10 protein-coding genes are annotated in these 11,953 nt (G+C 54.9%); all 10 read left to right on the top strand.

Annotated elements, in window-relative coordinates; all coding sequences use genetic code 11:
* Positions 1 to 56 precede the first annotated feature (56 nt).
* Positions 57 to 1,064 carry a hopanoid-associated sugar epimerase gene (gene hpnA, locus NQF64_RS01850; protein WP_266106283.1) on the top strand — a complete coding sequence of 336 codons (1,008 nt, stop codon included), beginning with the start codon at positions 57 to 59 and terminating at the stop codon, positions 1,062 to 1,064.
* 26 nt (positions 1,065 to 1,090) lie between these two features.
* Complete coding sequence (gene hpnC / locus NQF64_RS01855; protein WP_266106284.1) at positions 1,091 to 1,960, top strand: squalene synthase HpnC; 870 nt, start codon at positions 1,091 to 1,093, stop codon at positions 1,958 to 1,960.
* A gap of 87 nt (positions 1,961 to 2,047) precedes the next feature.
* Positions 2,048 to 2,932: a presqualene diphosphate synthase HpnD gene (hpnD, locus tag NQF64_RS01860; RefSeq protein WP_266106285.1), complete on the top strand. Its 885-nt coding sequence runs from the start codon at positions 2,048 to 2,050 to the stop codon at positions 2,930 to 2,932.
* Positions 2,929 to 4,221 carry a hydroxysqualene dehydroxylase HpnE gene (gene hpnE, locus NQF64_RS01865; RefSeq protein ID WP_266106286.1) on the top strand — a complete coding sequence of 431 codons (1,293 nt, stop codon included), beginning with the start codon at positions 2,929 to 2,931 and terminating at the stop codon, positions 4,219 to 4,221. The genes hpnD and hpnE overlap by 4 nt, the downstream gene beginning before the upstream one ends.
* A gap of 33 nt (positions 4,222 to 4,254) precedes the next feature.
* Positions 4,255 to 6,210, top strand: a complete 1,956-nt coding sequence (gene shc / locus NQF64_RS01870) for a squalene--hopene cyclase (RefSeq protein WP_266106287.1) — start codon at positions 4,255 to 4,257, stop codon at positions 6,208 to 6,210.
* Entirely contained in the window at positions 6,210 to 6,839 is a 630-nt protein-coding gene (locus tag NQF64_RS01875) for a nucleoside phosphorylase-I family protein (protein ID WP_266106288.1), read from the top strand. Before shc ends, NQF64_RS01875 begins: the two co-directional genes overlap by 1 nt.
* 172 nt (positions 6,840 to 7,011) lie before the next feature.
* Positions 7,012 to 7,800, top strand: a complete 789-nt coding sequence (rpsB, locus tag NQF64_RS01880; RefSeq protein WP_099026018.1) for a 30S ribosomal protein S2 — start codon at positions 7,012 to 7,014, stop codon at positions 7,798 to 7,800.
* Positions 7,801 to 7,924: 124 nt separating this feature from the next.
* Positions 7,925 to 8,836 carry a translation elongation factor Ts gene (gene tsf / locus NQF64_RS01885; protein ID WP_099026017.1) on the top strand — a complete coding sequence of 304 codons (912 nt, stop codon included), beginning with the start codon at positions 7,925 to 7,927 and terminating at the stop codon, positions 8,834 to 8,836.
* 88 nt (positions 8,837 to 8,924) lie between these two features.
* Positions 8,925 to 9,695 carry a DNA repair protein RecO gene (gene recO, locus NQF64_RS01890; protein ID WP_266106289.1) on the top strand — a complete coding sequence of 257 codons (771 nt, stop codon included), beginning with the start codon at positions 8,925 to 8,927 and terminating at the stop codon, positions 9,693 to 9,695.
* Positions 9,696 to 9,738: 43 nt separating this feature from the next.
* The gene (parC, locus tag NQF64_RS01895; RefSeq protein WP_266106290.1) at positions 9,739 to 11,949 is read left to right on the top strand and encodes a DNA topoisomerase IV subunit A; all 2,211 of its coding nucleotides are present in this window, start codon (positions 9,739 to 9,741) and stop codon (positions 11,947 to 11,949) included.
* Positions 11,950 to 11,953 lie beyond the last annotated feature (4 nt).

Genomic DNA, 11,953 nt, shown 5'->3' on the forward strand with positions numbered 1-11,953 from the left:
ATGCAGTGGGGGCTTATATCCCTCAAGATAATGCTGGTAGGAAGGAAAGAGCGGTTATGGCAGAAGAAATCACCCTGATTACCGGTGCGACCGGCTTTGTAGGGTCCGCTGTGGCACGCGTTTTGCTAGAGCGCGGGCATAAGCTGCGTCTTTTTGTCCGCCATACATCAGACCGCAGCAATGTAGCGGACCTGCCGGTGGAGTTCGCTGTTGGGGACCTTTCCGACCAAGCGAGCATGGAGGCTGCGTTGGAGGGGGTATCCTATCTCTTTCATGTCGCAGCGGATTATCGGTTATGGGTGCCTGACCCTGATGCGATGATGCGCGCGAATGTGGAGGGTACGCGTAAGTTAATGCTCGCGGCTAAAAAAGCAGGTGTAAAGCGGGTTGTTTATTGTTCCTCCGTTGCAGCTCTTGCCACGGCTCGCAATGGGGTGCCGGCTACGGAATCATCCCCTGTGACGGAGGATCAGATTGTTGGGGCGTATAAACGCTCTAAATATCGTGCAGAGCAAGAGGTCTTGCGCCTTGTGCGGGAGGAAGGGCTGCCCGCGGTGATTGTAAATCCCTCCACCCCAGTCGGGCCACGCGATATTAAGCCAACTCCAACAGGGCAGATGATTCTTGATGCTGCTACAGGGCGTATGCCCGCTTATGTGGAGACGGGGTTGAATATCGTCCATGTGGATGATGTTGCTGAAGGCCACGTCCTTGCTTTTGAGCGTGGGACGATTGGCGAGAAATATATTCTCGGCGGGGAGAATATCATGCTGGGGGACCTCTTTGGCATGGTAGCGGAGATTGTGCATAGAAAGCCCCCGCGCATCCAGCTCAAGCAATCATGGTTATATCCTGTTGCCTGTGTGTCGGAGCTATTAGCGCGCAGTTGTGGCATAGAGCCGCGCGTAACACGGGAGATGCTGGTGATGTCTAAGAAGCTGATGTTCTTCTCCTCAGAGAAAGCAGAGCGCGAGCTAGACTACCGTCCCCGTGCGGCGCGTCAGGCCCTTACGGATGCGATTGCGTGGTTTAAAGCCCATAAATCAGGGCAGTTTTCAGCATGATAACGGAGTCAGGCGGGGAGGGTTATATGCAAGAGCAAGAAGAGGCACGCCTGTGGGGGGCGCATGATGTTTCATCCTCAAAAGGGATGAAGGATGAGAACTTCCCGGTCGGGTCATTCCTCATTGCCCCGCGCGTGAGGCCGGCTGTCCATGCTTATTATCGTTTTGCGCGCATTGCTGATGATATGGTGGATAATGCCGAACTTTCTGCCACGCAAAAGGTGGACCGGCTGACAGCGTTGCGGGATGTCCTTTACGGGCGGCGGCGTCCGCCTGCTGGGCGTGCTGATGGGTGGAGTGCCGTTGTGCTACGCACTGTGCTGCAAGAGCATGGCCTACCTTTGGAGGTGGGGGGCGATTTAATCACCGCTTTTATTATGGATGCTGAGAAAGCCCGTTACGAGCATTGGTCGGAGCTTTTGCATTATTGTCGTTATTCCGCCAATCCTGTGGGGCGGTTTTTGCTGATGCTGCATAAGGAGAGTGAGGCGACATTCGGCCCTTCCGATGCGCTTTGCACGGCGTTGCAAATTGTCAATCACATGCAGGATGTTAAGGGTGACCTTAAAACGCTGAATCGGTGTTATGTGCCTTTGCCTTGGTTGGCGGCAGAAAATGTGGGAATAGAGGACCTCCTCCTCGCGCGGAGTAAGCCGGGTGTGCGGCGCGTGTTTGACCAAATGCTCGCCCATGTTGATGCGTTAAATGAGGAAGCGGCCCGCCTGCCTGCTTTGGTAAAGGATCGCCGGATGCGCTTAGAGGCTGCGGTTATTGTTGCTTTATGCCGCCGTTTGAGCGCACGTTTACGCCATCAAGACCCGATAGCAGAGCGTGTAGCTCTCACCAAACTAGATGGCCTGCGCGCATTAAGCTGGGCGATGCAGTATATCCGTTGAGTTCTTTTAATGTGTAGCTCTTGGCCTAATATGGCCTTTAAGAGTAAGACAGACTCACGCTAATGTTAGAAAAGTAAGAGGAAGGTTATGGTCTCCACTCATCACAACGTGCCTCAAGGTCTGCCTTGTGCTCCATCGGACCTAAATTATGTGGAGGAGATCGTTAACCGTTCTGGCACATCCTTTGGTCGTGGGATGAAGATTCTACCCCCTATAAAGCGCGATGGCATGTATGCGATCTACGCTTTCTGCCGGCTGGTGGATGATATTGCCGATGGTGATATCCCTCTGGATGACCCAGCCTTCGTTTTGGAGGGGTGGAAAGAGCGCATCGCTGCTTTGTATCAAGGCCATACAGAAGATGCGTTGGACCGTGTCCTTCATGCCGCGATTGAGCAATTCGGTTTGCAGCAAGATGATTTCATCGCCGTGATTGAGGGGATGAAGATGGATTGCGGCGCGCCCATTATTGCGCCTGATGAAGCCACGTTGGATTTATATTGCGACCGTGTGGCCTCGGCTGTGGGGCGGCTTTCTGTTCGCATATTTGGCACGCCAGAGCCAGAGGGGGATGAGCTGGCTTATCATCTGGGGCGTGCGTTGCAGCTTACCAATATTTTGCGGGATGTCGCAGAGGATGCTTCCCGTGGGCGGCTTTATCTTCCTGCTGAGCTTTTGCAGCGTTATGGCGTTCCTGCTGACCCAGCAGAGGCTCTTTATGCTGTCGGGCTAGATGGGCTGTGCCGGATTATCGCAGGGCGGGCGGAAGACCATTTCCGCAAAGCTTATGCGGTGATGGCCCGTTGTCCTGCGGCAACGGTACGGCCAGCGCGCATTATGGCAGCCTCATACCGCGTGACCTTAGCTGCACTCCGGCGGCGTGGTTGGAGTAACCCAGAGGCGCCTTTACGGGTCTGCTCGGTATGGAAGAAGCTTTCCATGCTCTTAGCGGCCTTTGGGGTCTCGCTGTGAGCCATGTTCACATCATCGGTGGGGGGCTTGCTGGCCTTTCTGCCGCGGTGGAGCTTGCCCCCCAAGCGCAGGTAACACTTTATGAGGCTGGCCCTGCCTGTGGTGGGCGGGCACGGTCCTTCCATGATAAAGCGTTGGATTGCGTGATTGATAATGGCAATCACCTCATTCTTTCAGCAAATCCCTATACATTTCGTTATTTGGACCTTTTAGGTGCGCGCGGTACGTTAAAAGGGCCGGGGAGGCCGCTTTTCCCGTGGTATGATTTAGAGGCGGACCTCTCTTGGGTCTTGCGGCTCTCTAAGGGGCGGATTCCCTTTTGGTTATTCCGTAAAGAGCATCGCGTGCCGGGGATGAGATGGGGGGATTTGATGGCCCTTCCGCGTTTGATGAAGGCTGATGACGATATGTGTGTGGGGGAATGTCTCTCACCAGGGGCATTGTCGCGCCGTCTGTTGGAGCCTTTGGCGGTCTCTGCGTTGAATACGGATATTGAGCAAGGAAGTGCCCGCTTGCTGGGCAATATCGTGCGGCAAACCTTAGCTAAGGGAGGGGCGGCATGTTGCCCTTGGACGGCTGCGCGTGGTTTGTCAGAAAGTTTCGTCACTCCGGCTATGGCTTATCTGGAGAGCTTTTATGCCCAAATATTAACGGGGACGCGCGTATCCGCTTTGCGGGAAGAAGGAGGGCGCATTACGGCGTTAGAGACATCTGGCGGGGAGGTTCCCCTAGGGGCTGAAGATGTCGTTATTCTCGCTGTACCGGCCCCTGTGGCTACGGGGTTGATGCCCTCTATTACCGGCCCTGATGCGTTTGAGAGCATTGCTAATGCGCATTATCGCTTGGCAGAGCCGCTTAAGCCCCATGCGGCATTGCGTGAGGCAGGCTTTATGGGGCTTGTCGGCGGTGTGGCGGAATGGGTCTTTCTGCATGATGAGGTTTTGTCTGTCACAGTGAGTGCGGCGAACCGTTATGCAAGCTGGCAGAATGACGAGATGTTAGCCCATATGTGGCAGGAGCTTCAACAAGCGTTAAATCCTGCTTTACAGCATCCTCTGCCAGAGGTAATGCCCGCTGCACGGTTGATCCGTGAAAAACGGGCCACCTTTGCAGCCACGCCAGAACAGGATAAGAAGCGGCCTGAGGCAAAAACCTCATACGCTAATCTTGCTCTTGCGGGGGATTGGACGGATACCGGCCTGCCTTCAACGATTGAAGGGGCTATTAAATCTGGTCTTGCTGCAGTGGATGCGTTGGGTTTTCGTTCGGCCGTGAGTGATGTGGCATAAGGCCGATATTGTGGAAAGTGGAGGAGAGATTCAGTGAGCGCGACGTTGTCCCGTCATAAAATTGATGCCACAGCGGTGGAGCAAGCGGTTAAGGCCTCGCACACCGCTTTGGGCAAACGTCAAAAGGAAGATGGTCATTGGGTCTTCGAACTAGAGGCTGATGCCACTATTCCTGCTGAATATGTCTTGCTGCGGCATTTTCTCGACCGGATAGATGAGCCTCTTGAGCAAAAAATAGGCGTGTATCTCCGGCGTATCCAAGGGGTGCATGGGGGCTGGCCTCTTTATACGGATGGGAAGTTCGACCTCTCAGCGAGCGTGAAGGCCTATTTCGCCCTCAAGATGATTGGCGATGATATTAATGCCCCCCATATGCGCCGGGCGCGTGCGGCCATCCTCCAACATGGCGGGGCTGAGCGGAGTAACGTCTTTACGCGGATTCAACTCGCTTTATATGGGGAAGTGCCGTGGCATGCCGTCCCTGTTATGCCGATAGAGCTGATGTTACTGCCGCGGAAGGCCTTCTTTTCCGTCTGGAATATGTCTTATTGGTCTCGCACGGTCATTGCCCCGCTTTTGATTCTTGTGACGCGTAAACCAGTAGCGATTAATCCGCGTGGTGTGCATGTGCAGGAGCTATTTAAAACCCCCCCAGCACAGGTGAAGGATTGGATACGCGGGCCTTATCGCTCCATCTGGGGGCGGCTCTTTACCTATCTGGATAAAGCGTTGCGTCCTGTTGTGCCGCATATTCCACGCTCTATCCATGCAAAAGCGATTCGGACGACCATTCAATTTGTGGAAGAACGGCTTAGTGCGGGTGGGTTAGGGGCTATTTACCCCGCCATGGCCAATGTTGTGATGATGTATCGGGTCATGGGCGTGCCTGATGATGATCCACGGGCTGTAGAAGCTTGGCAAGCTGTGCAAGATTTGCTGGTTGTGAAGGACGATGAGGCTTATTGCCAGCCGTGCGTCTCGCCTGTGTGGGATACGGGGCTTTCTGGCCTTGCGATGATGGAGGCGGCGACAGGCCCCAAAGCTGTACAGAATGCCGAGACAATGGCTGCTTTGGAGAAGGCGGCGTCATGGTTGCGTGAACGGCAGATTCTCGATGTGAAAGGCGACTGGGCGATTAATACGCCGCATCTGCGCCCGGGTGGCTGGGCCTTTCAATATAAAAACGATTATTATCCTGATGTTGATGATACAGCCGTTGTCGGGATGTTGCTGCATCGGATGGACCCAGAGAAAAACGCTCCTGCGATTGAGCGCGCGCGGGAATGGATTATTGGGATGCAAAGCAGTAATGGCGGCTGGGGGGCGTTTGATATTGATAACGACCTTGAAGCTCTCAATCACATCCCGTTCTCAGATCATGGTGCGTTGTTGGACCCGCCAACGGTAGATGTCTCAGCACGTTGCATCTCCTTCCTAGCGCAGTTGGGGCACCCAGAGGATAAGGCGGTTATCCGTAAGGGGATCGACTATATTCGCAAAGAGCAGGAAGCCTCTGGTAGCTGGTTTGGCCGGTGGGGAACGAATTATATTTACGGGACATGGTCTGTATTATGTGCCTTGAATATTGCCGGTGTCCCTCATGATGACCCGATGATTCAACGCGCTGTTGCGTGGTTGGAAAGCGTGCAGAATGATGATGGCGGCTGGGGTGAGGATTGCGCCAGTTATGAGGGGGCTCCGCAAGGGGTGTATAAGGAGAGCCTACCAACCCAGACAGCATGGGCTACCCTTGGGCTTATGGCTGTTGGGCGGCAGGAAAGCGAGGCTGTGCAGCGCGGCATGGCCTATCTTACCCAAGCGCAAGATGAGGCTGGGGAATGGCACGAGGCCCCCTATAATGCTGTTGGCTTTCCTAAGGTCTTTTACCTGCGTTATCATGGCTATAAGCAATTCTTCCCGCTTATGGCTTTGTCGCGTTATCGCAATTTGGCCTCTAGTAATTCGGGCCGGGTGGAGTACGGCTTTTAATGCTCGGCATTATTGTGGGATTAGCGCAAGAGGCCCGTTTGGCTGAACGCTATTTCCCTCATGCGAAAATCGCCCTTAGCCACGCGCATGAGGCAGGGGCGAAGCGGGCGGTTGCCTCCCTAAAAGAAGCCGGGGTGACGGAGCTGCTCTCCTTTGGCTGTGCAGGTGGGTTGGACCGAGCCTTAAAGCCGGGGACGATACAGCTTGCCGATTACGTTTTTGTTGAAGGGAAAAAATACCCGACCTCCCCAGCCTTAAACGCGCGTTTTGGGGCGGGGCAGGCGGTCATCGGCGGTGGGGTGTATCATAGCCCGATTATGCTCGATCGTGCGGCTGAAAAAGCCGCCTGCTTTACACGCAGCCAGTGTTCTACAGTGGATATGGAGAGCGGGTTAGTGGCACAAGCGGGCCTGCCTTTTGCCGTGCTGCGTGTTGTGTGTGATGATGCGGGGCGAGACCTTCCTCCTGCAGCGCGCGATGGGCTGCGTGAGGGGCGCATTGATATTGCTGCGTTAATGGGGTCCCTAATACGCCATCCGCTGCAAATTGGTGCGCTTATCAGTTTAGGGCGCGATGCTGCTCATGCACGGCGTGTTATGGAGCGGTTTTTACAAAAAATAACATCCTAGCCTCAGCGGCAGCGCGGGAGGCTTGTTTTCTGTCCCTCCCTCGCTTATAGGAGAGCTATCTTCCCTCGTAAGGGGGAGGTGTATTTCGCACGCATAGCCCGCAATCACCTGGTGTTCCCGTTAAGGGAGCGTTGCTATGCGGAGGTTTAACCAGAGTTAGAGAGATTTTACGATGGCAATGCCACAATTCACAATGCGTCAACTGCTTGAGGCTGGTGTTCATTTCGGTCACCATACCCGCCGTTGGAACCCTGCTATGGCACCGTATCTTTTCGGTGTGCGTAATCAGGTTCATATCATCGACCTTCAGCAGACTGTACCGCTGTTGGACCGCGCTTTGAAGCAAGTGCGTGACACGGTTGCTTCTGGTGGGCGTGTCCTATTTGTGGGGACAAAGCGCGCTGCAGCGGATCTCGTGGCAGAGGCAGCACAGCGTTGCGGCCAGTATTACGTGAATCACCGTTGGCTCGGTGGTATGTTGACGAACTGGAAGACCATCACCGGTTCCATTAAGCGTCTGCGCGGCATTGATGAGATGCTCGCTGGCGATACAACGGGCCTGACGAAGAAGGAAATCCTCGACATCACCCGTGATCGTGAGAAGCTGGAACGCTCCCTCGGTGGGATTAAGGATATGGGTGGCCTGCCGGACCTTCTGTTTGTGATTGATACAAACAAAGAGAAGCTGGCTGTTGAGGAAGCCAATAAGCTGGGCATCCCCGTGATCGCTGTGCTGGATAGCAACTCCGACCCTAAGGGTGTGACCTTCCCCATCCCCGGTAACGATGATGCTATCCGCGCTATTGCAACTTATTGCGAGCTGATTTCCGGTGCTGTGCTGGATGGTATCTCTGCCGAGCTGGCAGCATCTGGCCAGGATATTGGGGCTTCTGCGGAGCTGCCAGTGGAGGAGACTGCCGCTGTAGAGAAGGCCGAGGCTGCCGCTCCGACAGCTGGCTGAGCTGTATAAAGTAAGCGTAGTATCTAGCCCTATGTGGGATGCTACGCTGCCTATGTGCGTATAGAGAGCCGCACAGCCGTGGGGTCCCCGTGGCTGTGCCGCTTGTTATTAGAGGTTAGAGACTATGGCAGAGATTACAGCAGCAATGGTGCGCGAGCTGCGCGATGCAACAAGTGCCGGCATGATGGATTGTAAAAAAGCCCTGACCGAAGCTAAGGGCGACATGCAAGCCGCGATTGACTGGTTGCGGAAGAAGGGCCTCTCCCAAGCCGCAAAGAAATCCGGCCGTGTGGCGGCTGAGGGTCTCGTTGCTGTAGCGGTTGAGGGCAAAAAGGCTGCTCTGGTTGAGGTGAACGCGGAGACGGACTTCGTTGCGCGTAATGATGCCTTCCAGCAGGCTGTGGAAGATATCGCCAAAGTTGCGCTGAAGGTCGGTGATGATTTAGAGGCTGTTAAGGCCGCTAAAATGCCGTCTGGTCGTACAGTGGCTGATGAGCTGACCCATCTTGTCGCAACAATCGGCGAGAATATGACCCTCCGCCGCGTGAGCGTGCTGAGCGTTCCTTCTGGCGTTGTGGCGAGCTATGTTCATGGTGCGCTGCGTCCGGGTGTTGGCCGCATCGGTGTGTTGGCTGCGATTGAGGCTCCTTCCGAGAGTGAGGCTCTGCTCACATTGGGTCGTCAGATTGGTATGCATGTTGCAGCCACCAGCCCGACCGCTCTGGATATTGATAGTGTGGATGCTGCTGCTGTGGCGCATGAGCGTAAGGTGCTGGAGGAGCAAGCCCGTAACTCTGGCAAGCCAGAAGCTATCATTGAGAAGATGGTCGATGGGCGCATCCGTAAGTTCTATGAGGAAGTGGTTCTTCTGGAGCAAGTCTGGGTGCATGACGGTGAGAGCCGCGTGAAGGAAGTTGTCAAAAAGGCTGGGGCAAAGCTGGTCGGCTTTACGCGCTTTAAACTCGGTGAAGGCATCGAGAAGGCTGAGACAGACTTCGCGGCTGAGGTCGCTGCGGCTTCTGGCCAAAAGAAATAAACCTTATTAGGGGTTTATGATGAGAAAAAGGCCTCCGTTACTATAGCGGGGGCTTTTTTCATGTTACGGCCCTAAAAGGGAGGGACGTATGGAGTGGGAAGAGCCAGCGATTATTTTGCGGTTGTCCCTCCATGGTGAGAGCAGCTTACGTGCTACGATATTGACGCAAAAGCGTGGTATGTATCATGCGTTGGTGCATGGGGGACGCTCTCGCCGGCAAACGGGTTTGTGGCAAGAGGGCAGCCTTATCATGGCCCGCTGGAAAGCCCGCCTGCCAGAGCAGCTAGGCTATTTGACGGCAGAGCTTGTTAGGCCCAGCGCGTCTTTTCTGTTGGATTATCCCCTCGCTCTAACCTTGCTGAGCAGTGCGTGTAGCCTTTGTAGCGAGGCCCTTGCAGAACGTGAGCCGCATGAGATTCTCTTTTCCTCTCTGACGCATTTTTTAGGGGCTTTAAGTGTCTCCCCAGCTCAACCGCCTGTTGCGCTCTATTTGCGGTGGGAGCTGCTTTTGCTGCAAGAGCTCGGCTATGGCTTAACGCTGGATCGCTGCGCGGTTACGGGGGCGAGTGAGGGGCTTGCTTATGTCTCCCCCCGTACGGGGCGCGCTGTGAGTGAGGAGGGTGCAGGGGAGTGGAAGGATCGACTTCTCCCTCTGCCGTCCTTTTTATATGACGAGGAGGCCGAAGGCCGCGCAGCAGATTGGCTAGAAGGAGCCCAGCTGAGCGGTTATTTTCTGCAACGGGCCGTTTTTGCGACGCATCACCGCCCACTCCCTGCCGCGCGGGAGAGATTAATGACCGCTTTACAGCGGGCTGTTGCCGCTAGCAGCACTGGACATGAGGGCAAAGAGCGTGTCTAACCTAGGGTGCCATCATAGCGAATGAGAACGAGCAGGAGAATTTATGACGGGGGACCACGCCGGGCATATTGAAGATACACGGCTGGCAGAAGCGTTGAGCGAGCGTTATCTGGCCTATGCGATGTCCACTATCACATCGCGTTCCCTGCCGGATGTGCGCGATGGTCTTAAGCCCGTGCATCGGCGTTTGCTCTATGCGATGCAGCAGCTCAAGCTAGACCCAAGCTCTGGCTTTAAGAAATGCGCCCGCGTGGTGGGGGATGTGATTGGTAAGTTCCACCCCCATGGTGATGCCTCCGTTTATGATGCGTTAGTCCGCCTAGCGCAGGATTTTGCTGTGCGTTATCCCTTGGTGGAAGGGCAAGGCAATTTCGGCTCGATTGATGGCGATGGTGCAGCAGCCATGCGTTATACAGAAAGCCGAATGACAGAAACCGCGCGCATCATGCTGGAAGGTATTGGCGATAATGCGGTCGATTTCCGCCCGACTTACGATAATGAGGACCAAGAGCCTGTTGTCTTGCCGGGGTTGTTCCCCAATTTGTTGGCTAATGGGGCGGCGGGGATTGCTGTGGGGATGGCCACAAGCATCCCCCCTCATAACGCGGCGGAACTTTACCAAGCCGCACGTTTATTAATTGAAAAACCAGATTGTACCATCGCGGAGCTTTTAGAGCTTGTCCAAGGGCCGGACTTCCCCACGGGAGGGCTATTGGTGGAGGACCGGGAGACGCTCATCCAAGCGTATGAGACAGGCCGGGGGAGTCTCCGCATCCGGGCGCGTTGGGTTGTAGAGAAAGGCCGCGCTGGGGCATGGAGCATCATCGTCTCGGAAATCCCCTATCAAGTGCAAAAGGGTAAGTTGATCGAAGATATCGCCAAGAAGATGGAGGAGCGTAAGCTGCCCCTTCTGGCAGATGTGCGGGATGAAAGCACAACGGATATAAGATTGGTTTTGGAGCCCAAAACCCGTAATTGTGCCCCAGAAGTGCTGATGGAGACGCTCTTTAAACATACGATGTTGGAGAGCCGTTTTAGCTTGAATATGAATGTGCTGAGCCAAGGGAAGATCCCCGGGGTTTTGTCGCTAAAAGCGGTATTGCAGGCATGGTTAGAGCATGTTCATGAGGTTTTAATCCGCCGGACGCAGCACCGTTTGGATGCGGTATTGAAGCGGCTGGAGATTTTAGAAGGGTTTTTAAAGGTCTATTTAAATCTAGATGAGGTTATCCGACTCATTCGGGAGGAAGATGAGCCAAAACCCGCTTTGATGAAGGCGTTCTCCCTCAGTGAATTGCAAGCCGATTATGTGTTGAATATGCGTTTGCGGTCTCTGCGGCGTTTGGAAGAAATGGAGATACGTAAAGAGTGGGATGGCCTTGGGAAGGAACAAGCCACGTTGGAGGCCCTTTTAGGCTCTGAAAAACGCCGTTGGAGCCGGATCGGTAAAGACCTCCAAAAAATGCAGGCTCTTTTTGAAGGGGGAGCTTATGGGGCTCGCCGCACCATTATAGGGGAAGCCCCTGCAACTATTGATACGTCCGCCGCCCTTGCGGTGGAGCGGGAGCCTGTGACGGTTCTACTCTCGCAAGAAGGGTGGATCCGTGCGGTAAAGGGGCATGGGCATGATGTAGCGAATCATCGCTTTAAGGAAGGCGATGGGCTGGCTTATGCTGTGGAATGTCAGAGTACGGACCGCCTGTGCATGATGGCAGCAGGAGGCCGCGCTTTTACGTTAAAAGTGGCAGACCTGCCGCGTGGTCGTGGTTTTGGCCAGCCGGTGCGTACTTTGGCAGACCTTGCCCAAGAGGACCAACCGGTGGCTCTCTTTGCATTAGGTGATGATGAGAGCCGCTATATGCTGACAAGCAGTGATGGGCGCGGGATGCAGGTTTCAGCCGGGAATCTCGCAGCTGAGAAGCGGACAGGGCGGCAGGTCTTTAATCTGCGCGATGGGGCTGTGGTGCAGTATGTCCTCCCAGCGGAGGGAACCCATGTTTTGTGCCTGACAACCAATAAGCGCGCGCTGATTTTCCCATTGGAGCAAGTGGCCGAAGTGGCAAAAGGCGGGGGAGTGAGTTTGCAAAAACTGGCTGCCGGGGCAAGTTTAAAGCAAGTCCGGCTCTTTTGCCTTGATGAAGGGCTGATATGGCAAGATGGCCAACGGGCACGCTCGCCAGAGGATTTATCACCGCTTGTGGGGCGTCGTGGGAGTGCTGGCCGGGTCGCACCGCAATGGATGTTACGGCGTTAAGAGA

Source organism: Bombella saccharophila, assembly GCF_026385475.1.
In the GTDB taxonomy this organism is placed as follows: Bacteria; Pseudomonadota; Alphaproteobacteria; order Acetobacterales; family Acetobacteraceae; genus Bombella; species Bombella saccharophila.

Excerpts from the sequence above, each read along its gene's own strand:
- NQF64_RS01875 (WP_266106288.1), top strand. The coding sequence starts at position 6,210 with ATGCTCGGCATTATTGTGGGATTAGCGCAAGAGGCCCGTTTGGCTGAA.
- hpnA (WP_266106283.1), top strand. The coding sequence starts at position 57 with ATGGCAGAAGAAATCACCCTGATTACCGGTGCGACCGGCTTTGTAGGG.
- recO (WP_266106289.1), top strand. The coding sequence starts at position 8,925 with ATGGAGTGGGAAGAGCCAGCGATTATTTTGCGGTTGTCCCTCCATGGT.
- tsf (WP_099026017.1), top strand. The coding sequence starts at position 7,925 with ATGGCAGAGATTACAGCAGCAATGGTGCGCGAGCTGCGCGATGCAACA.
- rpsB (WP_099026018.1), top strand. The coding sequence starts at position 7,012 with ATGGCAATGCCACAATTCACAATGCGTCAACTGCTTGAGGCTGGTGTT.
- parC (WP_266106290.1), top strand. The coding sequence starts at position 9,739 with ATGACGGGGGACCACGCCGGGCATATTGAAGATACACGGCTGGCAGAA.
- hpnD (WP_266106285.1), top strand. The coding sequence starts at position 2,048 with ATGGTCTCCACTCATCACAACGTGCCTCAAGGTCTGCCTTGTGCTCCA.
- hpnC (WP_266106284.1), top strand. The coding sequence starts at position 1,091 with ATGCAAGAGCAAGAAGAGGCACGCCTGTGGGGGGCGCATGATGTTTCA.